The organism is Streptomyces pilosus (assembly GCF_014649835.1).
GTDB lineage: Bacteria > Actinomycetota > Actinomycetes > Streptomycetales > Streptomycetaceae > Streptomyces > Streptomyces pilosus.
Window position 1 is genome coordinate 1 of the sequence record NZ_BMTU01000013.1, and the last position, 23563, is coordinate 23563.

Consider the following 23563-nt stretch of genomic DNA (forward strand, 5'->3'; position numbering starts at 1 on the left):
GATCCGACTTCCTCGGTGCTTTCCAGGTTCCCGCTCTCGCGTTGCCCTTTCCGGCGATTCCCACTTTATCAGAAGTTTCAGGGCGGATTTACCGGCCTTCGTTTTCCGATTTATCGGGAGGTGCTTCCGCGGAAGCTGCGTTCCGTCGCGAAGCGGCTAGACGCTCACTGTCGCCCTACGGGGTGAGACCCCGTCTCCAGGCAACTGTTTGAATCTACCTCCCCACACGCGCCGTGTCAACGGTTCCTGCGGGGCGAAGAGGAGACTAGCAGCTCGGCGGCCCGCTGCGCACATCAGGCGGCCGTGGGCACGGTGGCGCTGCGCTCGGCCTTCTCCAGGTCCCCCGTTTCGCCGGCTCGTGCCGCCCGTCCGCCCACGACATAGACGTACGCCAGGAAGGCCAGCTCGGCGACGACGCCGATGGTGATGCGCGCCCACGTGGGCAGGCCCGACGGGGTGACGAAACCTTCGATGGCTCCCGAGACGAAGAGGACGAGGGCGAGGCCGATGGCCATGGCCAGGGCTGCCCTGCCTTCCTCGGCGAGGGCCGTGCGCCGGGTGCGGGGGCCCGGGTCGATGACGGTCCAGCCGAGGCGGAGGCCGGTCCCGGCGGCGACGAAGACGGCGGTGAGTTCCAGGAGGCCGTGCGGCAGGACGAGGCCCAGGAAGGTGTCGAGGCGGCCGGCGGAGGACATCAGCCCGAACCCGATACCGAGGTTGAGCATGTTCTGGAAGAGGATCCACAGGACCGGCAGCCCCAGGAAGACGCCCAGGATGAGGCAGAGGGCGGCGGCCCAGGCGTTGTTCGTCCACACCTGTGCGGCGAAGGACGTCGCCGGGTTGCTCGAGTAGTACGTCTCGTACTGACCGCCGGGACGGGTGAGCTCGCGCAGTTCGCTGGGGGCGGCGATGGACGCCTGCACGTCGGGGTGGGTGCCTATCCACCAGCCGAGCAGGGCCGCCACGGCCGTGGAGAGCAGTGCCGTGGGCACCCACCAGTGGCGCGACCGGTAGACGGCGGCCGGGAAGCTGTGGGCGAGGAAGTGCGTGACGTCCCGCCACGACGCTCGGCGCGTGCCGGTCACGGCGCTGCGCGCGCGTCCCACGAGTTGGCTGAGCCGGCCGGTCAGCTGCGGATCGGGAGCGGCCGACTGGATGAGGGAGAGATGGGTGGCGGTGCGCTGATAGAGGACGACGAGTTCGTCGGCCTCGGCGCCGGTGAGGCGGCGCCGGCGCCTGAGGAGGGCGTCGAGCCGGTCCCACTCCGCACGGTGGGCGGAGACGAAGACGTCGAGGTCCATCGGTGTGCCTGCTCCTCGGGTGTCCGTCGGCGGTCGGGTCATCAGCTTGGCAGACTGGCGGTGTTCGGGGCAGGCCAGGGAAGGGCGGCGGGCGTGAGTGAGCTGGTGACGGGCGAGGCGGTGGCGCTGGAAGTGCGCCCCGCGAGGCTGCCCAGCAGGGCGCTGGCCGTGTTGCTCGACCTGGCCGCCGCCGTGGCCGTGTACATCGGGGTGACGATCGGCCTCGTGGCGGCCACGGCCTCCTTGGACGAGGCGGCGCAGACGGCGATATCGATCGCCGTGTTCGTCCTGGTGCTGGTGGGCGGGCCGATCGTGGTCGAGACCCTGAGCCACGGGCGGTCGCTCGGCAAGATGGCGTGCGGGCTGCGGGTGGTGCGGGACGACGGGGGGCCGATCCGGTTCCGGCACGCCCTGGTGCGGGGCCTGATCGGGGTGATCGAGATTCTGATGACGCTCGGGGTCGTGGCCTGCATCGCCTCGCTGGTGTCGGCGCGTGGCAGGCGGCTCGGGGACGTGTTCGCGGGGACGCTGGTCGTGCGGGAGCGGGTGCCGGCCGGGCAGGCGGGCTTCGTGCCGCCGCCCCCGCCGTGGCTCGTCGGGCGTTTCACGGCCCTCGACCTGTCGGCGGTGCCCGACGGTCTGTGGCTCGCCGTGCGCCAGTACCTGACGCGGATGCGGCAGCTGGATCCCGCGGTCGGCTGGTCGATGGCGGAGCGGCTGGCCGGGGACCTGGCGGAACGCACCGGGACGCCGGTGCCGCCGGGGGTGCCGCCCGCGGCGTATCTGGCGGCGGTGCTCCAGGAGCGGCAGGCGCGCGAGGCACGTCGGGCGTTCGGGGACGGCGCTGCCGTGGGGGGCGGGCAGGTCGGTGCGGCCGGTCCGGCGGGTGCGGCGGCATTCCCCGCGCCGCCGGCGCAGCAGCCCGCCGCTCCTTCCGCGGTCGTGCCGCCGGAGCAACGGCCGTCCGTGCCGCCCTCAGCCCCGCCGCGGGCTCCGGGAGCCGCGCCCGCGGCGGACGGTCCCGCCGACCGGCCGTCGACGGGGTTCGTCCCGCCGGCGTAGGCGGCCGGGCGGCCGGGGGAGGGGGCGGTCAGCCGAAGGCCGACGGGGGTGACTCGAGGTCCTCCAGCTCGATGCCGGGGGCCGCGAGGACCACGTCGCCGGCGAGGTGCACGGCGTACTGCTCGCCCGTGTCCAGGGCCGTGACCTGGTATTCGTCGACGGTCAGGGGGCCGTTGTCAGTGGCGTGTGCTTCTCTCTTCACCAGTGCCCAGGACTGGTCCACGGTGCGCGGTGCGAGGACCGGGTCGGTGAGGGCGACCAGGCGTACGCGGGTGGCCGCGGAGGAGGGGGTGAGGCGGAGGAGGCGGGCGGTGGCGACGAGGAACGCGGGGGACGAGCCGGTGAAGGCGTGGGCGCGCGCGTTGCCTTCGGTGGCGTGGGCTCCGGTGGGGTCGGTGCGTACCCAGGTGACGCCGTCGAGGGCGGCGCCGCGGACCTGCCAGCTCGCGGCGTGCAGTTCGAGGCGGATGGGGCGGCCCAGTTCGTCGAGGGCGAGGTCGACCGAGCCCAGGTGATCGCCCGAGGGGGCGGTGAGCTGGGAGACGTAACGCCAGCCGGAGGGGCCGGGGGCGCAGTGGAAGTGTTCTTCCGCGAGGGGGGTGTGATCGTGCGGATCGTGGAGCGAATAACGGCCGCGGGGCATGGGGGTCCTGGGTCGTGACGGGCTGGGCCGGGTTGCCGGTCCGTCCATGGGGCAGGCCCCCGGCACGGGGGTGCGGGGGCCTGCCTCGATGGACCTGCTGCCGGGGAGCGCGTCCGTGCGCGGACGTGCTCCCCGCGCCGGGAGCGTCGGCTCAGTAGCGGTAGTGGTCCGACTTGTACGGACCCTCGACCTGGACGCCGATGTACTGCGCCTGCTCCGGGCGGAGCGTGGTCAGCTTGACGCCGAGCGCGTCGAGGTGGAGGCGGGCGACCTTCTCGTCGAGGTGCTTGGGCAGCACGTAGACGCCGGTCGGGTACTCGTCGGGCTTGGTGAACAGCTCGATCTGGGCCAGGGTCTGGTCCGCGAAGGAGTTGGACATCACGAACGACGGGTGGCCGGTCGCGTTGCCCAGGTTCAGCAGGCGGCCCTCGGAGAGGACGATGATCTTCTTGCCGTCGGGGAAGGTCCAGGTGTGGACCTGCGGCTTGATCTCGTCCTTGACGATGCCGGGGACCTTGGCGAGGCCGGCCATGTCGATCTCGTTGTCGAAGTGGCCGATGTTGCCCACGATGGCCTGGTGCTTCATCTTGGCCATGTCCGAGGCCATGATGATGTCCTTGTTGCCCGTCGTGGTGACGAAGATGTCGGCCTTGTCGACGACCTCGTCGAGGGTCGTGACCTGGTATCCGTCCATCGCCGCCTGCAGGGCGCAGATCGGGTCGATCTCGGTGATGATCACGCGGGCGCCCTGGCCGCGCAGGGACTCCGCGCAGCCCTTGCCCACGTCGCCGTAGCCGAACACGACGGCGGTCTTGCCGCCGATGAGGGTGTCGGTGGCGCGGTTGATGCCGTCGACGAGCGAGTGGCGGCAGCCGTACTTGTTGTCGAACTTCGACTTGGTGACCGCGTCGTTGACGTTGATCGCCGGGAACAGGAGGGTGCCGTCGCGCTGCATCTCGTACAGGCGGTGGACGCCGGTCGTGGTCTCCTCGGTGACCCCGCGGATCTCGGAGGAGAGCTGGGTCCACTTCTGCGGGTCCTCGCTCAGGGTGCGGTTGAGCAGTTCGAGGATGACCCGGTGCTCGTCGGACTCGGCGGTGTCGGGCGAGGGGGCCTTGCCGTCCTTCTCGTACTCGACGCCCTTGTGGACGAGGAGGGTGGCGTCACCACCGTCGTCGAGGATCATGTTGGGGCCGCCGGTGGGGCTGTCCGGCCAGGTCAGCGCCTGCTCGGTGCACCACCAGTACTCCTCGAGGGTCTCGCCCTTCCAGGCGAAGACCGGGACGCCCTGCGGGTTGTCGGGCGTGCCGTCGGGGCCGACGGCGATGGCGGCCGCGGCGTGGTCCTGGGTGGAGAAGATGTTGCAGGACGCCCAGCGGACGCGGGCGCCGAGGGCGACCAGGGTCTCGATGAGGACGGCGGTCTGCACGGTCATGTGCAGGGATCCCGTGACGCGGGCGCCGGCCAGCGGCTGGGCCTCCGCGTACTCCTTGCGGATCGCCATCAGGCCGGGCATCTCGTGCTCGGCGAGGGTGATCTCCTTGCGGCCGAACTCGGCCAGGGAGAGGTCGGCGACCTTGAAGTCCTGTCGGTTGTCGACAGTCGTCATTGCGAGCTGCTCCTCGGTGTGTGGGTCGAGGTGGGTACGGCTGGTCTGCGCGGCGGCGGACACAGGGGTGCCCGAAGAGGACACAGGCATGCCCGGTGCGCGCAGCGCAGTCCGTCGGAGGCCCTCTCTCCCTCGGCCGGTCCCCGGGGGACCGCCCGACCGCCATCAGCAGCGACGTCTGGCTCCGTCCCAAGCTACACCGCCCGGCCGGGCGGCCCCCAGTCCGGCCGCGTACACATCAGGCCGATCTGGGGGCCGCAGGGCCGGGCGCTCGGTGCGGGGACGGCCGGTGCGGCGCGTCCCCGTCCGCCTAGTGCGCGGTGTCCGGCTGGGCGGGACCGCCGGGGGTGGCCTGGGGGTCGGGGCCCTTGGCGGCTTCCGCCTCGCTGTAGATGTCGGGCTCCAGGTAGATCACGCGGGCGATCGGGACGGCCTCGCGGATGCGGGACTCGGCGGCGTCGATGGCGGTGGCGATCTGGGTGGCCGTGTCGTCGTGACGGACGGCGATCTTCGCCGCGACCAGCAGTTCCTCGGGGCCGATGTGCAGGGTGCGCATGTGGATGATGCGGGTGACGGTGTCGCCGTCGACGGCGGCGGCCTCGATCTTGCGGGTCTCCTCGGGGCCCGCGGCCTCACCGAGCAGCAGGGACTTGGTCTCCACGGCGAGGACCAGGGCGATCAGGATGAGCAGGACGCCGATGCAGAGGGTGCCGATGCCGTCCCAGACGCTCTCTCCGGTGGCCAGGGCCATGCCCACACCGCCGAGGGCGAGGATCAGACCGACGAGCGCGCCGAGGTCCTCCAGGAGGACGACCGGCAGCTCCGGGGCCTTGGAGTGGCGGACGAACTCCTTCCAGGAGCGGTTGCCGCGCAGGACGTTGGACTCCTTGATGGCGGTGCGGAAGGAGAAGCACTCCGCGATGATCGCGAAGACGAGGACGCCGACCGGCCAGTACCAGTGCGTCAGCTCGTGCGGGTGCTTGATCTTCTCGTAGCCCTCGTAGAGGGCGAACATGCCGCCGACCGAGAAGAGCACGATGGAGACGAGGAAGGCGTAGATGTAGCGCTCGCGGCCGTAGCCGAAGGGGTGTTGCGGGGTCGCCTGGCGCTGGGCCCGCTTGCCGCCGACGAGCAGCAGGCCCTGGTTGCCGGAGTCGGCGAGCGAGTGCACGGACTCGGCGAGCATCGACGACGAGCCGCTGAAGAGGAACGCCACGAACTTCGCTACCGCGATCGCGAGGTTGGCGGCGAGTGCCGCCACGATCGCCTTGGTGCCGCCTGACGCGCTCATGTGTTCGCGTTGTCCCTTCGTACGCCGTGTGGGGCGCCCGGGCGGGCGCGTTCCTACGCCGACCGGGGCTGGTCCGTCCTGTGACGGTGGGACATTGTTGCAGCCCGTCCCGGAGTCGGCGTGTCCGATCGTCGACAGGGACAGGTCAGGCGATGACCGTGGCCCTGAACAGCGTTCCGGTACCCGCCACTTCCGCCTTCTCACCCGCGGGGACGAACACGGACGTGCCGGGGGTCAGTTCGTGCTCGCCCGCCCGTACGGAGCCGGCGGTGCAGAGCAGGATCTGCGGGGTGGGGAGGGTGAGGTCGTGGACGGCGCCGGATGCGGGGAGGACGTAGCGGGAGAGGCGGAACTCGTCGATGGGGGTCTCGTAGACCTCCTCGCCGTCGGGGCCGGCCTCGGGGCGCAGGACTCCGGGGTCGCGGGACTCGAAGCGGACGATGCGCAGGAGTTCGGGGACGTCGACGTGCTTGGGGGTGAGGCCGCAGCGCAGGACGTTGTCGGAGTTGGCCATGATCTCGACGGCGAGGCCGTCGAGGTAGGCGTGCGGGACTCCGGCGCCGAGGAAGAGGGCCTCGCCGGGCTGGAGCCGGACGTGGTTGAGGAGCATCGCGGCGATGACGCCCGGGTCGCCCGGGTAGTGGTGGGCGATGCCGGCGTACGGGGCGTAGTCGCCGCCGAGGCGGTCGCAGGCGGCGGCGGTCTCGGCGACCGTGCGGGCCATCTCCTCGGGGTCGGCGGTGAGGACCGCGGTGAGGACCTCGCGCAGGGCCGCCTCCTCGGGCTGGGCGTGCAGCAGGTCCACGTACGGCTTGAGGGAGTCCACGCCGAGGCCGTCGAGGAGCGCGGCGGCGCGCAGCGGGTCGCGGAAGCCGCACAGGCCGTCGAACTCGGTGAGCGCGCAGACCAGTTCCGGCTTGTGGTTGGCGTCCCGGTAGTTGCGGTGCGGGGCGGTGACGGGGACTCCCCGGCGTTCCTCGTCCGCGTAGCCCGCCTGCGCCTGGGCCAGGTCGGGATGGACCTGGAGGGAGAGCGGCGATCCGGCGGCGAGCAGTTTGAGGAGGAAGGGCAGCCTGGGACCGAACCTGGCGACCGACTCCGGGCCGAGTTCCTTCTCCGGGGCGGCGTCGATGAGTTCGACGAGGGTGCCCCGGCCGGTGCGCGAGGGCGCGCCCGCGTGGGCGCCCATCCACATCTCCGCCTGCGGCTCGCCGGTGGGCTCGGTACCGAGCAGCCGCGGGATGGCGGTGGTGGAACCCCAGGCGTAGGGGCGGATGGTGTTGTCCAGGCGGTCCATGGCGTTCTCTGCGTTCCTTCTGCCGGTTCCGGTGCGTGACGTCAGGGTGTCCCGGGCATGATCAGGCCCGGGAGGCGAGCGCCAGGTAAACGGCGGCGAAATCCGTGACGGCGATCAGTTCCGCAAGGGTCTCCAGTTCACCGCCCGCATCCGGTTCCAGCTCGCTGATCGGCGTGTCGTGACTGAGGGCCAGTTCGCGGGCGGCGGGGGCGGCGGTGAGGCCGCCGGTGGGGCGGTCACGGAGCAGCACCACGCGGGCGTGCAGGGCGGGCGTCTCCTCGACTCGGTCGCGGAAGAAGTCGTCCGGGTCGGCGCTGGCGGCGAGCGGGCCGGCGAGCAGGGCGCTGTGCGCGGCGAGCGCCTCGGGCAGCTCGGCCACGACGGCGGGCGTGCCGGACAGTTCGGCGAGTGCGGCGGCGAAGCGGCGGCCGGCCGGGCCGGCCGAGACGCCCTCGGTCCAGACGACGGGCAGGCTGTCGGCGAGTTCCGCGGCCAGCGTCTTGGCGGGGTTGCTGTACGTCACGATGGCGGGGCCGCAGCGCTCGGCGATGCCGTCGAGACGGTCGGCGACCTTGGCCAGGGCCTCGGGCGGGGCCGAGAGCAGCCCGGTGCGGTCCAGGAGCGCGAGCAGGGGGGTCAGCAGCGCCCACAGGACGCCGGGGGCGACGGCCGCGAGGGGTTCGTCCTGGTCGTAGGGCGCGGTGGCCATGGGGACGAACAGGCCGTGGGACCCGGCCACCGCTTCGGCGAGGGGGGTACGGGCGGGGGCGACGGCGACGACGGTGCAGCCGCGGCGGTACGCCTGCTCGGAGAGCGCGGACAGGCCGGGTTCGGTGCCGTCCGGGGTGGCGATGAGGAGCAGGTCCACGGAGCCGGCCCAGCCGGGCAGTTCCCAGCGCAGGGCGCCCGCCGCGGGGGCGACGCCGGTGGGGGCGAGCCGGGTGACGGGGCTGCCGGCGCCGGCCAGGGTGCCGAGGAGGTCGGCGGCCTGGGTGGCGGCGGCGCCGGGGCCGGCGATGAGGACGGCGCGCGGGCGGCCGTCGGGTTTGAGGTCGTTGACGCCGGCCTCGGCGGCGTGCCGCGCGGCGGTGCGGACGCGGGCGCCGGCTTCGGCGGCGCCGCGGAGCAGGGCGCGGCGGTCGGCCTCGGCGAGGCCCTGCGGGGAGTCGAGCAGCGATTCGTCGAGCATGGGCGGCAGGCTCCGATCTCCGATCTGCGATCGGCGGGGCGGCGTCGGTGCGCGGTGTACCCGGTGCGCGGTGTGTGATTCGCGGGCGGTGGTGCGCGGGGCGCTCCGCGCGGTGTGGTGGTGCGCGGGGCGCTGTGGCGCGGGCGGGCTACGCGGGGCGGCGGGCCTCGTCGACGAGGAGGACGGGGATGCCGTCGCGGACCGGGTAGGCGAGGCCGCAGTCCTGGCCTGTGCAGGTCAGCTCGGTGTCCTGCTCCTTGAGGGGGGAGTGGCAGGCCGGGCAGGCGAGGATGTCCAGGAGGCCGGCTTCGAGGGGCATGGGGGTTCCTTCGTCGGGTGGATGTGCTGGTCAGGGTACCGCCGGTGGGGGGTGGGGCGGGCGGGGTCGGGGCTGGGCGGGGGGTGTGCGCGCAGCCCGGCGCGGGGGTGGGGTCAGGTTCTGATGAGGTGGAGGGCCTGGTCGCGGACGGTGGTGAGGGTGGCCTCGTCGCGGGCCTCGGCGTTGAGGCGGAGGAGCGGCTCGGTGTTGGAGGGGCGCACGTTGAACCACCAGTCGGCGGCGGTGACGGTGAGGCCGTCCAGGTCGTCCAGGGTGATGCCCTCGCGGCCCTCGTAGGCGGCCCTGATCGCGGCGAGGCGGGCGGCCTGGTCGTCGACGGTGGAGTTGATCTCGCCGGAGCCGACGTAGCGGTCGTACTGGGCGACCAGGGCGGACAGGGTGCCCTGCTGGCCCCCGAGGGCGGCGAGGACGTGCAGGGCGGCGAGCATGCCGGTGTCGGCGTTCCAGAAGTCGCGGAAGTAGTAGTGCGCGGAGTGCTCGCCGCCGAAGATGGCGCCGGTCCTGGCCATCTCGGCCTTGATGAAGGAGTGGCCCACGCGGGTGCGTTCGGGGGTGCCGCCGTTCTCCCGCACGACCTCGGGGACCGACCAGGACGTGATCAGGTTGTGGATGATCGTGCCCTTGCCGCCGTTGCGGGCCAGCTCGCGGGAGGCGACCAGGGCGGTGATCGCGGACGGGGAGACCGGTTCGCCCCGCTCGTCGACGACGAAGCAGCGGTCGGCGTCGCCGTCGAAGGCGAGGCCGAGGTCGGCGTCCTCCTCGCGGACGCGCTTGCGCAGGTCGACGAGGTTGGCCGGGTCGAGGGGGTTGGCCTCGTGGTTGGGGAAGGTGCCGTCGAGTTCGAAGTACATCGGGACGACGGTCAGGGGCAGGCCGGCGAGGACCGTCGGCACGGTGTGTCCGCCCATGCCGTTGCCCGCGTCGACGACGACCTTCAGGGGGCGGATCGTGGTCAGGTCGACGAGCGAGCGCAGGTGTGCGGCGTAGTCGTCGAGGGTGTCGCGCCGGGTGACCGTGCCCGGGGTGCCGGCGGTGGGCTCGGGGGCGCCGGAGTCGGTCCAGCGCTCGACGAGTGCGCGGATCTCCGCGAGGCCGGTGTCCTGGCCGACGGGGGCGGCTCCCGCGCGGCACAGCTTGATGCCGTTGTACCGGGCCGGGTTGTGCGAGGCGGTGAACATCGCGCCCGGCAGGTCCAGGGCGCCCGAGGCGTAGTAGAGCTGGTCGGTCGAGCACAGGCCGATCTCGGTCACGTCGACGCCGTGCGCGGCCGCCCCGCGCGCGAACGCGCCCGACAGTGCGGGGGACGAGGGCCGCATGTCGTGGCCGGTGACGATGGCCCGTGCGCCGGTCACCCGGGCGAAGGCGGCGCCGAAGAGTTCGGCGAGCGTCTCGTCCCACTGGTCGGGGACGACCCCGCGCACGTCGTACGCCTTCACGATCTGCGAGAGATCAGCAGCCACGGCCAGCCCTTCCGGAGGTCCTGTCGGTCACCACAAACTACCCGTACGGGCTTGGTGGCTCCGTCGCGGCCGTCGTGCCGGGGACGCCGCCGAAGCCGTCGGCGACGGCGAGGAGGCCGGGACGCGCCGGCGTGAGGGGTGCGGTGCCCCGTGCGGTCGCCGGTGCAGTCGGGCGCGGACGCGCTCCGGCCGGGTCAGTTGTCCGGCGAGCGCAGGACGCGCAGGTGGCCGCGGCGCGCGACCTCCATGGGGTCCGCCGTGCGGGAACCGCCGCCACCGCCCGCCGCGCGCTCCTGGGGGCGGGCCGCCTCGCGCACCGCGTTCGCCAGCGCCTCCAGGTCGTCGCCGCTGGGCTGGGCCGGGGCCGAACCGTCGAGCAGGCGGACGACCTCCCAGCCGCGCGGGGCGGTGAGGCGCTCGGAGTGCTCGGCGCACAGGTCGTAGCAGTGGGGTTCGGCGTAGGTGGCGAGCGGGCCGAGGACCGCGGTCGAGTCGGCGTAGACGTACGTCAGCGTCGCGACGGCGGGACGGCCGCAGGCGGTGCGCGAACAGCGACGTACAGGGCTCACGATGTTGGACGGTACCGCACTCTTGAGCGGGCCGCGACGACTCCCCACCGGGTCACTCCCCCGTGTCGCGGTGTGAAACGCCCCACATACCCCTTTGGCCACACCTTGCTGACCTGGGTGGACGCGGCGCCCCCCGCGGGTGGTCGGTTCTGGTTCCGGTCACCACTTGGCACAAATACCGTCAAACGGCTTGAGGTCATCGGTCTCGGAGAGATACGGAATCGAGCCCAACCTTGGCTGGAATGGTCATGTGGTGACATGGCGCGCGGCTCGGCCGGAAGGCGTGCGGGGGTCGGGCGGGGTGGCGACGCGACGACTACCCTTCGCTGTGATGGACAGCCCTGTGACCCCTCGTCCCACCGGCCCGGGGCCCCGACGCCGTGATCGCCACGGCCGGGGCATGCGCGGACCGGTCGCACCGCCCCAGGTGCCCCTCGCCGCCAGCCGCGCGGAGACGTTCGCGGATCTGGTGCAGGACTCGGTGGAGCGGCTCGAGCGGCGGTGGCCGCAGCTCGCCGACATCGATTTCCTGGTCCTCGACGTCCCCCGGGCGGCCGACTCGGGGACGGACGGCTGGAGCGACGAGGCGGTGCCGCTGGGCGGGTCCGTGACCGCGCGCGACGGTCGTCCGGCACGCGTGGTGGTCTACCGGCGGCCCGTGGAGATCCGCTCCAAGGGGCGCGACGAGCGGGCGGCCCTCGTCCACGAGGTCGTGGTCGAGCAGGTGGCTGACCTGCTGGGGCTGACGCCGGAGACGGTCGACCCCCGGTACGGGGAGGACTGACCGGTCCTCCCCGCCGCCGGCGCGCCGGTTACCGCTGAAGCACCGACAGGTCCTCGCCCGCCTCCGGGACGGCCACCGTCCCCCGGTCGTCCGGGAGCGGCTGGACGGTGAAGAACGCGCCGCTCTCCGCCGAGACGAGGGTGCGGGACGCGTAGACGGGCGTGTCCGACTCGGGTTCGAGCGTGAGGGCGTACGTGCCCTTCGCCCCGGCCGGTGCGGGCGCCTCGATCTTCTGCGTCGTGCCGGACTTGATCGTGTACGTCCTGGAGGCAGGCGTGCCGCCCTCGGTGCCCGCGGAGGCGGTCACCTTGACCTTGGCGGTGCCCCGGGGCGCGGTCACCGAGAGGGTGGTGCCCTTGGCGGTGTTGTCCACGGCCGTCGCGCGCGTGCCGACCGGTCGCGCGGCCGGGATGAACGCCGACTCCTGCTGGTCGCCCTTGCCGCGCAGCACCCGCACGGCCGCCACGACCGGCACCGAGCCGTCCGGCGCCGTCAGCACCAGGGAGCCCGCCTCGCCGCGGGTGATGTCGCCGAGGTCGACGGCCGTCGTCATGCCGCCCTTCACGTGCAGCGTCTCGTGGCCGGCCGGGGTGATCAGCCCGGAGGGGGAGGCCAGGCGCACCGTCAGGTCGGCGTCGGCGTCGCGCGGGGTGAAGGCGATCAGACGCACGGCGGTGGCGTCCTCGGGGATGCCGGGCAGGACCAGGCTGCCCGAGGGGTCGGCCGACGCGGGCAGCCAGTCGCCGCCCAGCTTGTCGTCCAGGGCCTGGACGGCGGCACCGACCCGGCCGCTGCGCACGACCACGTGCACGGTCACGTCGGTCTGCTTGTCCTCGGTGAGCGTGGACAGCAGCACCGGCTCGGCGGAGTGCGGCTTGACGGTGATGCCCTCCCCCACCGTGGTCTTCAGGGCGCCGTCCTTGCCGTAGAGCTCGATGTCCACCACCGCGGCAGAGTCGTCGGGGTTGGTCAGGTGGACGTAGTCGGTGCGGTCCTCGTCGGTGCTCGCGCCCGGGAACCAGAACTCGGTGTCGGCGGGCGTGCAGGTGACGCCCTGGAGTCCCCGGCCGGTGCCCGCGGCCACCTCGGTCGTCTGCTGCACGGTCCAGCCGGGCGCGAAGCGGCCCTCGGCCGTGCCGACGAGGGCGGGGGCCTCGCCCCCGGAGACACTCCCGGTGGCCGGTTCGCCGGGTTTCCCGGGCTTCAGCACGGGCTTGGCGCCGGCCTTCGGCTTCTCACCGGCCTCACCGTCGGTCTGCGACTCCTCGTCGGCCTCGGACCCCTCGTCCTTCGACTCCTGGTCCTTCGACTCCTCGTCGGCCTGCGGGTCGTCGTCGGCCCCGGCGCCGGTGGCCGGCTGGAGCTCGGCCCCGCCCTCCTTCTTCGCGCCCTCCGTGACCGGAGTGAACGACGTGTAGGTCGTCTCGGCCAGGTCGGAGGTGCTGGGCCGGGGGCACAGCAGACCGGTGCGTTCCACGGGGAGCCGGGCCGCCGCTCGGGCCGGCTCGTTCGCGGCCCCGGCGTCGGGCGAGGACAGCGCGGCGAAGCCGGTGACGGCGACGAGCGCGCTCGCGCCCGCGATCAGGGACAGGGTGGTGCGGTTCACTGCTGGCTCCCGTCGGGACGCTCACTGCCCGTGCCGTGCGGGTCGTACGGAGTGTCGTAGCCCTGTGGGTAGGTCTGGTCGTAGCCGTCCTGCTGGTACGCCTGGTCGTACTGCTGCTGGGTGCCGTACGCGTACGGGTCGTACGGCGCGGACTGCTGCTGGTACGGGTCCGGCTGGTACGGCCGGCCGTAGGCGTCGGTCCCGTACTGCTGCTGGTACGGGTCGGCCGGGTAGGCGCCGGTGTCGTGGCCCGCGTTCGGTTCCTGCGCCGCGTACCGGTCGTCGTAGTCGGGCTGCCGGGGTACGGGAGCCGGTGCCGGGGGCTGCTCCGGCGGGGCGGGGAATCCGTCGTCGGCCACCGCGCCCTCCGGAGCGGACTCCGCCTCCGCCTCCGCCTGGGCGCGCAGGCGCCGGGCCCGGCGGCCCTCGCCCGCCATGGCCTCGGCGGGCACCGGCTCCTCCTCGGGCAGATCGTCGTCGACGTCGCGACGCCGGCCCGGCAGGGCCATGACGACGAGGACGACGGCGAGCAGGCCCTGCGCCCACAGCCAGGCGGTGTGGGTGAACGGATCGTCGTAGGTGACGTCCAGCGTGCCGCCGGAGGCGGGGAGTTCAAAGCCCTGGGCCCAGCCGTCGACCGTGGTACGGGACAGCGGCTTGCCGTCGAGGGTGGCGGTCCAGCCGTCGGCGGCGGCGTCGGCCAGGCGCAGGACGCGGCCCTCCGCACCGCCCGGGATCCTGGTGTGGATCTCGACGGGACCGGCGGCGACGGGCACGGGCTCGCCGTCGCCGTCCTCGCCGGGGACGATGCTCGCGCGGGCGACCTGCCGGTCCACCCGCCACAGCGCGCCGCCCGCCTGCTGGCTGAGCCGGCTCAGCCCGGGCGTGGCGTCCAGGACGCGGGTGACCTCGCGCGGGGCTCCGGGGTGGACCAGGACGTAGCGGACGGCGAACGCGCCGAGCTCGTCGGCCTGGTCGGCGCCGGAGCCGGCGACGAGGTTGGCGACGACCTGGTCGAGGCGGGTGTTCTCGCCGTCCACGGCGGCGGTCTCGGCGTCGCCCATGCGGGCGCCGGAGCCGCGGACCAGGACGTAGCGGACCCGGTCGGCGGAGTCGCTGTCGAGGACGAGGGTGCGGGCCTGGTCGCGGGTGCCGCTCTCCTCGGCGACGAAGGCGGGCACCTGGACCGGGTCGCGCCGCTCCACGGGCCCGTCGGCGCCGCGGATCATCCACCCGGCGGCCAGGACCAGCGGACCGGCCGCGCAGGCGAGCGCGATCAGGGCGGCGACCGGCTGGCGCCAGCCGAAGCTCTGCTCGGCGACGCGCGCCCGCGCCCCGTCGGCGCCGAGCGTGGCGGCGGCCAGTACGGCGATGCCGTAGACGAGGGTCGCGGGGCCCGCCCAGGCGGAGTTGTTGGAGAGCACCGCGAAGACGAGACCCACCAGGGCGGCGGCCCACGCGGTGAGGATCGCCGTGCGGCGTTCGGTGCGCAGCAGTGCGGCGAGCGCGGCGAGCACCAGACCGGTCAGCAGCAGGCCGCCGGCGGTGCCGGGGCCGCCCGGGCTCGCGCCGAGCAGGTCGAGCGCGGAGGCCGACGAGGGCCCGTACTCCAGACCGGCCTCCTGGAAGAAGCCGAAGGGCAGCAGGGACAGCGACCAGGGGGCGAGGACCAGCAGGGGGGTGCCCAGCTGGGCCAGGAAGCGCGGTCCGTACGCCGGGAGGTCGGTCCTGCGCAGCGCCAGGACGCCGACGCCGAGAACCAGGGCGACGGGCCACACGATCGGGGTGAACGCGGTGGTGATCGTGAGCAGCAGCGCGTACGCCCAGGTGGCGCGCCAGCTTCCGCGCACGTCCGGCGGGTTGGTGAGGCCGCTCGCGGCGATGCCCGCGCGGGCGAGGAGCGGCAGCAGCACGGCGAGTACGGCGGTGCCGATGCGGCCGCCGGCCAGGGCGCCGGTCGCGGCGGGCAGGAAGGCGTAGGCGACGGCCGCCCAGGCGCGCAGCAGCCGGGACGGGACGAGCGGGCGGGAGGCGAAGTACGCGGTGACGCCGGCCAGCGGGACCGAGCAGACCAGCAGGACCGTGACGGCGAGGCCGGTGGAGCCGAACAGGAGGGAGGCGAGGGCCGCCACGAGGGCGAGGTAGGGCGGTGCGGCTCCGGTGCCGCCGGCGCCCACGGGGTGCCAGGCGTCGGTGTAACGCGCCCACAGGTCACCCGCGTCGGCGGGCGCGGGGAGCAGGGCGCCGCCCGCGAGCGCGCCGCCGCCGAGGAGCCCGCGGCAGGCGGCGAGGGAGACGAGCAGCAGTACCAGGAAGAGGACCGGGCCGGGCCGGTGGGCGATGCGCTTGAGCCGGGCGAACTGCTCGACCTCGAGGAAGTCGGCGTCGTCGCCGCCGGGTCCGGACTCGATGGCGCTGCCGTGCCGTCCCGCGCCGGAGGTGGCTTCGGGGTCGGAGCGGCCGACGAGGTTGCCCGCGACCTGCTCCACGGTGACGCGGACGGTCGCGCCGGGCGGCGGGAACAGCGGCCGCATCTCGCCCTTGTCGGTCTGCGGGGTGCCGCGCCGGCGCCGTCCGGCGAGGATCCGTTCGGGGCGCAGCAGGGTGCCCACGAGGCCGCGGATCTCGTCGACGGCCTGTCCGGGGACCTTGCCGACGAGGTAGGCGAGGGTGCGCAGCAGGGTGCCGAGGAGTACCCGGAACAGCACCCAGGGCAGCGCGGCGGTACGGGTGTTGACGAGCAGCGTGTAGACGGCGCCGGCCTTGTCCACCTTGTGCGGGGAGGCGGCGGTGCGGCCCACGCAGTCGACGGCGCGGCGCTCGCGGGAGGCGGCCTCGGCGTGCCGCACGACCGCGTCGGGGGCGACGAGCACCCGGTGGCCGGCCGAGTGGGCGCGCCAGCACAGGTCGACGTCGTCGCGCATGAGGGGCAGGTGCCGGTCGAATCCGCCGAGCCGGTCGAAGACGTCACGGCGGACCAGCATGCCGGCGGTGGACACCGACAGTACGGGCCGGACGTGGTCGTGCTGGCCCTGGTCCTGTTCGCGGCGGTCGAGGCCGGTCCAGCGGCGGCCGGAGTCGGCGATGGAGACGCCGACCTCGAGGAGTTGCCTGCGGTCGTACCAGCCGCGGAGTTTGGGGCCGACGACGGCGACGTCGTCCCGGCCGAGTTCGTACTCGTTCTCCACGACGCGCAGCAGCTGGGCCAGCGCGTCGGGTTCGGGGGCGCAGTCGTCGTGCAGCAGCCACAGCCACTGGACCGGTTCGCCGTGCGGCAGGTCCGGCAGGTCGTAGGCGTCGTCGCGCCAGCTGCGGGTGACCGGGTCCCAGCCGCTCGGCCGCTTCAGGTACGGCAGGTCGTCCGGCGTGAGGTGGGGGGCGCTGCGGTTGCACTCCTCGACGGCCTGGCCGAAGCCGGTGCGCCGGGCGAGGTGCAGCACGTGGTCGTCGCCGAGGGCTTCGGAGACCAGCCGGGCGGAGTCGTCCGCGCTGCCGGTGTCGGCTCCCACGGCGAACTGGACGGGGCGCTCCTGGCCGAGCAGCCCGGCGAGCGCGTCGGGCAGCCAGCGGGCGCCGTCGTGGGAGACGAGGACCGCGGTCACCACGTGACGCGGGAACTCGGGCGGGCGGGCAGGGTCGACGCCTGCCGGGCGGGCAGGGTCGACGCCTGCCGGGCGGGCAGGGTCGAAGCCTGCGGCGGCAGCGGGGTCTTGCCGGGCTGCCGGGTGGCTGTGCGCGGACATCGAGGTACGGGCCCCGGTTCGGTGGACTGTGGGGGACGCCCGTGCCCGGTGGGGGCGGCGGGGCGTCTCGGACGAGCGACCACACTATCGGCAGACGGAACGGGTCGGCGCGGAGCGTCTTTTGGAGGGGGCCGGGGGCGGGCGCCCGGGACGCACGGAGGCCCGCCGCTGTGGACAACCCACCCGCGACGGGCCCGGAGTGACAGGGGTGCGCGGTGACGCGCACGGCGGTGACGCCTCGCGCGTCAGATGGCGGCCTTCTTCAGCCGGCGCCGCTCCCGCTCGGACAGGCCGCCCCAGATGCCGAAACGCTCGTCGTTGGCGAGGGCGTACTCGAGGCACTCGGAGCGGACCTCGCAGGCGAGGCAGACCTTCTTGGCCTCCCGGGTCGAGCCGCCCTTCTCGGGGAAGAACGACTCGGGGTCGGTCTGTGCGCACAGCGCGCGCTCCTGCCAGCCGAGCTCCTCGTCCGCGTCGTCGACCAGCAGTTGCTGCACCGTCTCGGTCATGTGCGCCCCTCGTCCGTCTTCCACGTCCCCGTGATCCAGCCGTTACCGATCCCGGCTGAACGACACGAGTGAAATTACAAGTGTGCTGCTCCGGGCGAGTCAAGCCGAGATCTGCTATTGGGCCCCTTATTCACTCTGCGGAACCAAGGCCGAGCGGAAAGTGTTCAAATCACCCTAAACCTTGACACGCACAAGGGACCCGAGAGGGTGACCCGCCCCGCACGGACCCTTTACAGGGAGGACGCCCAGGAGATCGATCTCGTTGCGACACCCGTGCCGCCGCGAGCCGGATCACAGTCGGATCACGGGATCGCAACGGCGCGGACGGCACCCGGCCGTGCGCACCATGTGTCCCGGGAAACGACTGAGCAAACCTTTCAGCCACGAGATGACCCTGATGAGGTGAACCACGTCCCACGAACCGGGCTCCGAGTTGACAGTGGAGGAGTGAACCGGTGTCCTAGTGGGCATGCTCGCGAATCCGGCACTCACCCCGACCCGCTCCGCCGGGTTCCTCGGTGCTGCCCGCGCTCGCTGTAGCTGTCGCTGTTCCGGCTGTTGAGCCCACGCGCTCCCGCCGTCCCCTGAGTCCACGCGACCCAGCCGCGTTTCCTTCGCTCCCACCAGGGCGTCCGTCGCCGCCGCCCGCCCGTGACCCGGGCGCACGCGCCGCGACCCCACCCCCACCGCTTCTCCGCCAAGGAACCCCCGCACCCATGAACAGCGACAGCGACCTCCAGATCGCCGGCGACATCCTCGAAGTCCCGCACCTGCTCCAGCCGCCGCGCGAGCACCCGGCCACCGTCGCCGAGTTCGCCGGCCTGGCCCGCTCCCTCGCCGCGGACCGCTCCCAGTGGGAACACCTCGTCGCCTACGACGCCACCAGCCGGTGGTACCACCGGCTGCGCACCGGGCCCGGCTACGAGGTGTGGCTGCTGTCCTGGGTGCCCGGGCAGGGCAGCGGGCCGCACGACCACGGCCGCTCCTCCGGCGTGCTCACCGTCCTGGACGGCGTGCTCACCGAGCGCACCGAGCGCGGCACCCGCGTGCTGGCGGCCGGCAGCCAGCGCGTGTTCGCGCCCGGCTACGTCCACGACGTCGTCAACGACGCCCTGGAGCCCGCCGTCAGCCTGCACATCTACTACCCGGGCCTGACCGAGATGCCCATGCACACCCCGCGCTGCGAGTCCCGTACCGCACCCGGTCCGGTGACTGCCTGACGCGAAGCCGTAGCGGCCTGCGAGGATGACCCCATGCGCATTGTGGTTCTGGCAGGCGGCATCGGCGGTGCCCGTTTCCTGCGCGGTCTGAAGCGGGCCGTGCCGGACGCGGAGGTCACCGTCATCGGCAACACCGGGGACGACATCCACCTCTTCGGGCTGAAGGTCTGCCCGGACCTCGACACGGTGATGTACACGCTCGGCGGCGGCATCAACGAGGAGCAGGGCTGGGGACGGACCGACGAGACGTTCCACCTCAAGGAGGAACTCGCGGCGTACGGCGTCGGCCCGGAGTGGTTCGGGCTCGGCGACCGGGACTTCGCCACCCATATCGTGCGGACGCAGATGCTGGGCGCGGGATACCCGCTCAGCGCGGTGACCGAGGCGCTGTGCGACCGCTGGAAGCCGGGGGTGCGCCTCATCCCGATGACGGACGACCGCGTGGAGACGCACGTCGCCGTGACCCTGCCCGACGCCGCGGGGGAGGGCGAGCGCAAGGCAATCCACTTCCAGGAGTACTGGGTGCGGCTGCGCGCCTCGGTGCCCGCCGAGGCGGTCGTCCCGGTCGGCGCGGAGCACGCGAAGCCGGCGCCGGGTGTCCTGGAGGCGATCGGCGAAGCCGACGTGATCCTCTTCCCGCCGTCCAACCCCGTGGTCTCCGTCGGCACGATCCTCGCCGTGCCCGGCATCCGGGAGGCGATCGCCGACGCGGGCGTGCCGGTGGTCGGTCTGTCGCCGATCGTCGGGGACGCACCCGTGCGCGGCATGGCCGACAAGGTGCTGGCAGCCGTGGGCGTGGAGTCCTCGGCCGCCGCGGTGGCCGAGCACTACGGCTCGGGCCTGCTGGACGGCTGGCTGGTCGACACGGTCGACGCGGGCTGTGTGGAGCGCGTCGAGGCGGCGGGGATCCGCTGCCGGGCCGTCCCGCTGATGATGACGGACGTCGACGCCGTCGCCCGGATGGCCGGGGAGGCACTGACGCTGGCCGAGGAGGTGCGGGCGGTATGAGCCGTACCGGCTACCGGGTCTGGGCCGTGCCCGGCCTTCCCGAGGTCCGCCCGGGCGACGACCTGGCCAAGCTGATCGCGTCCGCCGAGCCGGACCTGAGCGACGGCGACGTCCTCCTCGTCACCTCGAAGATCGTCTCCAAGGCGGAGGGCAGGATCGTCGAGGCGGCCGACCGGGAGGCGGCGATCGACGCGGAGACGGTGCGCGTGGTGGCCCGGCGCGGCCCCCTGCGCATCGTCGAGAACCGGCAGGGCCTGGTCATGGCCGCGGCCGGCGTCGACGCCTCGAACACTCCCTCCGGCACGGTCCTGCTGCTGCCCGAGGACCCGGACGCCTCCGCGCGGGCGATCCGCGCGGGCCTGCGCGACGCGCTCGGCGTCGAGGTGGGCGTGATCGTCACCGACACCTTCGGACGCCCGTGGCGCGCCGGACTGACCGACGTGGCGATCGGCGCGGCGGGCGTGCGGGTGCTGGACGACCTGCGCGGCGGCACCGACGCGCACGGCAACCCGCTGGGCGCCACCGTGGTCGCGTCCGCCGACGAGCTCGCCGCGGCGGGCGACCTGGTCAAGGGCAAGGCCTCGGGCCTGCCGGTGGCCGTCGTCCGCGGCCTGCCGCACATGGTGGGGGCCGGCGACGGCGAAGGCGCGCGGGCGATGGTGCGCGGCGCCCGGGACGACATGTTCCGCCTGGGCACCTCCGAGGCCGTACGGCAGGCGGTGACACAGCGCCGTACGGTACGGGCCTTCACCGACGAGCCGGTCGACCCGGACGCGGTGCGCCGCGCGGTGGCCGCCGCGGTGACGGCCCCGGCCCCGCACCACACCACGCCGTGGCGCTTCGTCCTGCTGGAGTCCTCCGCGTCGCGCGTGCGGCTGCTGGACGCCATGCGCGACGCGTGGATCGCGGACCTGCGCCGCGACGGCAAGACCGAGGAGTCCATCGCCCGGCGCGTCCGCCGCGGCGACGTACTGCGCAACGCGCCGTACCTGGTCGTGCCGTGCCTGGTCATGGACGGCTCGCACACCTACGGGGACGCCCGGCGGGACGGTGCCGAGCGGGAGATGTTCGTCGTCGCCGCCGGCGCCGGGGTGCAGAACTTCCTGGTGGCGCTGGCCGGGGAGCGGCTGGGCTCGGCGTGGGTGTCCTCGACGATGTTCTGCCGCGACGTGGTGCGCGAGGTGCTGGACCTGCCCGCCGGCTGGGACCCGATGGGCGCGGTCGCGGTGGGCCATCCGGCCGGGGAGCCGCGACCGCGGCCCGAGCGGGAGGCGGGCGCCTTCATCGAGGTGCGGTGAGCGCGGCGCGCGGGCGCCTACCCTCGTAGGGGGCCTCCCCGGCGGCGGCCGCCTCCCGTTCCACCTCCATCGTTGGGATCGCCCGTGGCAGGACGCTTCGCTCCCCGTACGACGCGTACGACGCGTACGACCGTGCGCGGTGGGGATGTCGCCGTGCCCGCGGGAGTGCCCCGCCAGGCCCCGGTGACGGCCCCGGCGACGGTGGCGGCGCGGGTGCGGGCCTGGGTGCCGGAGGGACCGCTGGACCTGGGTCTGGTGCTCGGGCCGCTGCGGCGCGGGCCCGGGGACCCGACGTTCCGGGCCCTGCCGGACGGTTCCGTGTGGCGGGCCAGCCTGACACCGGCGGGTCCGGGGACGCTGCGGGTGACGCAGCGGTCCGGTGAGGTGCGGGGCGAGGCGTGGGGGCCGGGCGCGGAGTGGCTGCTGGAGCAGTTGCCGGAGATGCTCGGGGCGGCCGACGACCCGTCCGCCTTCGTGCCCCGCCACAAGCTGCTGGCGCTGACGCAGCGCCGGCGTGCGGGACTGCGGCTGACACGGACCGGGCTGGTGCTGGAGTCGCTGATCCCCTCGATCCTGGAACAGAAGGTCACCGCCGGTGAGGCGTACCGGGCGTGGCGGCTGCTGGTGCGGAAGTTCGGCGAGCCTGCGCCGGGGCCGGCGCCGGAGCGGATGTCGGTGATGCCGCCGCCGCGCACCTGGGCGCTGATCCCGTCCTGGGAGTGGCACCGGGCCGGAGTCGACAACAAGCGGGCCTCGACGGTGCTGCGGGCGGTGCGGGTCGCCGCGCGGCTGGAGGAGGCGGTGCGGATGCCGGCGGGGGCGGCGCAGGAGCGGCTGGAGCTGGTGTCCGGGATCGGGCCGTGGACGTCCGCGGAGACGGTGCAGCGCAGTCACGGGGCGGTGGACGCGGTGACCGTGGGCGACCTGCACCTGCCGGGGATCGTGGGGTGGGCGCTGGCGGGGGACCGGCACGCGGACGACGCGGTGATGCTGTCGCTGCTGGAGCCGTATGCCGGGCAGCGGCATCGGGCGGCGCGGCTGATCCTGTTGAGCGGGAGGGTGCCGGAGCGGCGGGCGCCGCGGATGCCGTACGGGGACATCGGGCGGTTGTGAGGTCGGGGGGTGCCCTGTGCTGGTGTGGACGTGGGGTGGTGCGATCCGGCGTCGTGCGGGGCCCCCGGTGTTGGTGCCGGCCGGGGGGTGACTGCGCGGCCCGGCGCCGGCGGGGTGCCGTCGCGCCCACCCGTGCCGCCCTGCGGCACGACTGCCCGCGGAGACGGCGGGACGGGAGCCGCGGGCGGTTGCGGGAGCGGCGGGGTGAGACCGAGCGGGACGCGGACGCGGCGGGGTGGGCACGGGTGGGACGCGAACGCGGCGGGTGCGGGCGCGGAAGCCGTGGGGCGGGAGCCGGAGCCGAGCGGGACCCGGGAGCGGCGGGGCGCGGGAGTCGTGGGGCGGGGGGTGGTTACTGGTCTGAGGAGAAGCGGAGGGCTCCTGCGGGGATGGTGGCGTCGCACCAGACCCTGACGCCCTCCCGGAGCTCGTTGCGGGCGCCGATGGTGGCGCCGTCGCCTATGACCGTGCCGGTGAGGACCGACCGCTCGCCCACCCTCGCCCGCGTCCCGATCAGCGAGTCGGTGACGACCGCGCCGGGCTCGATGACCGCCCCCGGCAGGATCGTGCTGCCGAAGACGCGCGCGCCCTCCGCCACGAACGCGCCCTCGCCCACCACCGTCCCGCCCGCGAGCTTCGCGTCCGGCGCCACGGTCGCCGTCGGCAGCACCAGCCGGTCACCGCAGCGCCCGGGCACCGCCGGGGACGGGGCGCGTCCGAGCACCAGGTCCGCCGAGCCCCGAACGAACGCCGCCGGGGTGCCCAGGTCCAGCCAGTACGTCGAGTCGACCATCCCCTGAAGGTGCGCCCCCGCCGCCAGCAGCCCCGGGAACGTCTCCCGCTCCACCGACACCACCCGTCCCGCCGGGATCGTGTCGATCACCGAGCGCCGGAAGACGTACGCCCCCGCGTTGATCTGGTCGGTGACGATCTCCTCCGGCGTCTGCGGCTTCTCCAGGAAGGCCAGCACCCTCCCCGTGTCGTCCGTCGGGACCAGCCCGTACGCGCGGGGGTCCGTCACCTTGGTGAGGTGGAGGGAGACGTCCGCGCCGGTCGTCTCGTGCGTCCGCACCAGCGCCCGGATGTCCAGTCCCGTCAGGATGTCGCCGTTGAAGACGAGCACCGGCTCGTCGGGGCCCGAGCGCAGCCGGGAGGCGACGTTGCGGATCGCGCCGCCCGTGCCGAGCGGCTCCTCCTCCGTCACGTACTCGATGTGCAGCCCCAGCGCCGCCCCGTCGCCGAAGTGCGGTTCGAAGACCTCGGCCAGGTACGACGTGGCCAGCACGATGTGCTCGACGCCGGCCGCTCTCGCTCTCGCCAGCTGGTGCGTGAGGAAGGGCACCCCGGCCGCCGGGACCATGGGCTTGGGCGTGTGCACCGTGAGCGGGCGCAGCCTCGTGCCCTTGCCGCCGACCAGGAGGATCGCTTCTGTCACCTGTCGTCTCTGCTTCCTGCCGGGACCGGCCGAACTGTCTTTCGGCCGGCCAGTTTATGCAGACCCTTCCCCGGCAGGAGGAGACG

At 73.9% G+C, this 23563-nt stretch carries 19 protein-coding genes; 6 read left to right on the forward strand and 13 right to left on the reverse strand.

All coding sequences use genetic code 11. The features are described from left to right. Positions 1–293 precede the first annotated feature (293 nt). On the reverse strand, positions 294–1301 hold the full coding sequence (locus IE118_RS26520; RefSeq protein WP_189560577.1) for a stage II sporulation protein M: 1008 nt from the start codon (positions 1299–1301) through the stop codon (positions 294–296). Positions 1302–1394: 93 nt separating this feature from the next. Between IE118_RS26520 and IE118_RS26525 the strand changes: the two genes are divergently transcribed. Next, positions 1395–2363 (forward strand): RDD family protein, encoded by a 969-nt coding sequence (locus IE118_RS26525; protein ID WP_189560578.1) that lies wholly within the window; start codon positions 1395–1397, stop codon positions 2361–2363. Positions 2364–2391: 28 nt separating this feature from the next. On the opposite strand, the gene IE118_RS26530 is transcribed toward IE118_RS26525, so the two are convergent. The 8 genes from IE118_RS26530 to IE118_RS26565 all read right to left on the reverse strand — a co-directional run bounded on the left by IE118_RS26530 (position 2392) and on the right by IE118_RS26565 (position 10809). Then, on the reverse strand, positions 2392–3006 hold the full coding sequence (locus tag IE118_RS26530; protein WP_189560579.1) for a hypothetical protein: 615 nt from the start codon (positions 3004–3006) through the stop codon (positions 2392–2394). A 151-nt stretch (positions 3007–3157) separates the two neighbouring features. Then, on the reverse strand, positions 3158–4615 hold the full coding sequence (gene ahcY / locus IE118_RS26535) for an adenosylhomocysteinase (protein WP_189560580.1): 1458 nt from the start codon (positions 4613–4615) through the stop codon (positions 3158–3160). A 310-nt stretch (positions 4616–4925) separates the two neighbouring features. Then, positions 4926–5906 (reverse strand): cation diffusion facilitator family transporter, encoded by a 981-nt coding sequence (locus IE118_RS26540; protein WP_189560581.1) that lies wholly within the window; start codon positions 5904–5906, stop codon positions 4926–4928. Positions 5907–6051: 145 nt separating this feature from the next. Beyond that, positions 6052–7203 carry a mannose-6-phosphate isomerase, class I gene (gene manA, locus IE118_RS26545; protein ID WP_189560582.1) on the reverse strand — a complete coding sequence of 384 codons (1152 nt, stop codon included), beginning with the start codon at positions 7201–7203 and terminating at the stop codon, positions 6052–6054. Between the two features lie 61 nt (positions 7204–7264). Further along, positions 7265–8392: an SIS domain-containing protein gene (locus IE118_RS26550; protein WP_189560583.1), complete on the reverse strand. Its 1128-nt coding sequence runs from the start codon at positions 8390–8392 to the stop codon at positions 7265–7267. 148 nt (positions 8393–8540) lie between these two features. Continuing rightward, positions 8541–8711 carry a Trm112 family protein gene (locus IE118_RS26555; RefSeq protein WP_189560584.1) on the reverse strand — a complete coding sequence of 57 codons (171 nt, stop codon included), beginning with the start codon at positions 8709–8711 and terminating at the stop codon, positions 8541–8543. 113 nt (positions 8712–8824) lie between these two features. Then, entirely contained in the window at positions 8825–10192 is a 1368-nt protein-coding gene (locus tag IE118_RS26560; RefSeq protein WP_189560585.1) for a phosphomannomutase/phosphoglucomutase, read from the reverse strand. A gap of 194 nt (positions 10193–10386) precedes the next feature. Then, positions 10387–10809, reverse strand: coding sequence for a DUF3499 domain-containing protein (locus tag IE118_RS26565; RefSeq protein ID WP_189560586.1), 423 nt, complete (start codon positions 10807–10809; stop codon positions 10387–10389). Between the two features lie 283 nt (positions 10810–11092). Here IE118_RS26565 and IE118_RS26570 point away from each other — a divergent pair, with 283 nt between their 5' ends. Continuing rightward, on the forward strand, positions 11093–11545 hold the full coding sequence (locus tag IE118_RS26570) for a metallopeptidase family protein (RefSeq protein ID WP_189560587.1): 453 nt from the start codon (positions 11093–11095) through the stop codon (positions 11543–11545). A gap of 28 nt (positions 11546–11573) precedes the next feature. Here IE118_RS26570 and IE118_RS26575 read toward each other — a convergent pair whose 3' ends face one another. The 3 genes from IE118_RS26575 to IE118_RS26585 all read right to left on the reverse strand — a co-directional run bounded on the left by IE118_RS26575 (position 11574) and on the right by IE118_RS26585 (position 17403). Further along, positions 11574–13151: a DUF5719 family protein gene (locus IE118_RS26575; protein ID WP_189560588.1), complete on the reverse strand. Its 1578-nt coding sequence runs from the start codon at positions 13149–13151 to the stop codon at positions 11574–11576. Further along, positions 13148–16756, reverse strand: a complete 3609-nt coding sequence (locus IE118_RS26580; protein ID WP_229846946.1) for a glycosyltransferase family 2 protein — start codon at positions 16754–16756, stop codon at positions 13148–13150. Before IE118_RS26580 ends, IE118_RS26575 begins: the two co-directional genes overlap by 4 nt. Before the next feature lie 383 nt (positions 16757–17139). Further along, a complete protein-coding gene (locus IE118_RS26585; RefSeq protein ID WP_055531891.1) occupies positions 17140–17403 on the reverse strand; it encodes a WhiB family transcriptional regulator in 264 nt (87 codons plus the stop codon). 716 nt (positions 17404–18119) lie between these two features. On the opposite strand from IE118_RS26585, the gene IE118_RS26590 reads away from it, so the two are divergent. The 4 genes from IE118_RS26590 to IE118_RS26605 all read left to right on the forward strand — a co-directional run bounded on the left by IE118_RS26590 (position 18120) and on the right by IE118_RS26605 (position 22042). After that, the gene (locus IE118_RS26590; RefSeq protein ID WP_189560590.1) at positions 18120–18623 is read left to right on the forward strand and encodes a cysteine dioxygenase; all 504 of its coding nucleotides are present in this window, start codon (positions 18120–18122) and stop codon (positions 18621–18623) included. A 33-nt stretch (positions 18624–18656) separates the two neighbouring features. Then, positions 18657–19631 carry a 2-phospho-L-lactate transferase gene (cofD, locus tag IE118_RS26595; protein ID WP_189560591.1) on the forward strand — a complete coding sequence of 325 codons (975 nt, stop codon included), beginning with the start codon at positions 18657–18659 and terminating at the stop codon, positions 19629–19631. After that, on the forward strand, positions 19628–20929 hold the full coding sequence (locus IE118_RS26600; protein WP_189560592.1) for a coenzyme F420-0:L-glutamate ligase: 1302 nt from the start codon (positions 19628–19630) through the stop codon (positions 20927–20929). Before cofD ends, IE118_RS26600 begins: the two co-directional genes overlap by 4 nt. Positions 20930–21013: 84 nt before the next feature. Further along, complete coding sequence (locus tag IE118_RS26605) at positions 21014–22042, forward strand: DNA-3-methyladenine glycosylase family protein (RefSeq protein WP_189560593.1); 1029 nt, start codon at positions 21014–21016, stop codon at positions 22040–22042. 352 nt (positions 22043–22394) lie between these two features. On the opposite strand, the gene manB is transcribed toward IE118_RS26605, so the two are convergent. Further along, positions 22395–23477, reverse strand: coding sequence for a mannose-1-phosphate guanylyltransferase (gene manB / locus IE118_RS26610; protein ID WP_189560594.1), 1083 nt, complete (start codon positions 23475–23477; stop codon positions 22395–22397). Positions 23478–23563: the final 86 nt, after the last annotated feature.

What these genes read in the sequence shown, in the direction of transcription:
- IE118_RS26520 (WP_189560577.1), bottom strand. Translation starts at nt 1,301, where the DNA reads ATGGACCTCGACGTCTTCGTCTCCGCCCACCGTGCGGAGTGGGACCGG.
- IE118_RS26530 (WP_189560579.1), bottom strand. Translation starts at nt 3,006, where the DNA reads ATGCCCCGCGGCCGTTATTCGCTCCACGATCCGCACGATCACACCCCC.
- ahcY (WP_189560580.1), bottom strand. Translation starts at nt 4,615, where the DNA reads ATGACGACTGTCGACAACCGACAGGACTTCAAGGTCGCCGACCTCTCC.
- IE118_RS26540 (WP_189560581.1), bottom strand. Translation starts at nt 5,906, where the DNA reads ATGAGCGCGTCAGGCGGCACCAAGGCGATCGTGGCGGCACTCGCCGCC.
- manA (WP_189560582.1), bottom strand. Translation starts at nt 7,203, where the DNA reads ATGGACCGCCTGGACAACACCATCCGCCCCTACGCCTGGGGTTCCACC.
- IE118_RS26550 (WP_189560583.1), bottom strand. Translation starts at nt 8,392, where the DNA reads ATGCTCGACGAATCGCTGCTCGACTCCCCGCAGGGCCTCGCCGAGGCC.
- IE118_RS26555 (WP_189560584.1), bottom strand. Translation starts at nt 8,711, where the DNA reads ATGCCCCTCGAAGCCGGCCTCCTGGACATCCTCGCCTGCCCGGCCTGC.
- IE118_RS26570 (WP_189560587.1), top strand. Translation starts at nt 11,093, where the DNA reads ATGGACAGCCCTGTGACCCCTCGTCCCACCGGCCCGGGGCCCCGACGC.
- IE118_RS26585 (WP_055531891.1), bottom strand. Translation starts at nt 17,403, where the DNA reads ATGACCGAGACGGTGCAGCAACTGCTGGTCGACGACGCGGACGAGGAG.
- IE118_RS26590 (WP_189560590.1), top strand. Translation starts at nt 18,120, where the DNA reads ATGAACAGCGACAGCGACCTCCAGATCGCCGGCGACATCCTCGAAGTC.
- cofD (WP_189560591.1), top strand. Translation starts at nt 18,657, where the DNA reads ATGCGCATTGTGGTTCTGGCAGGCGGCATCGGCGGTGCCCGTTTCCTG.
- IE118_RS26600 (WP_189560592.1), top strand. Translation starts at nt 19,628, where the DNA reads ATGAGCCGTACCGGCTACCGGGTCTGGGCCGTGCCCGGCCTTCCCGAG.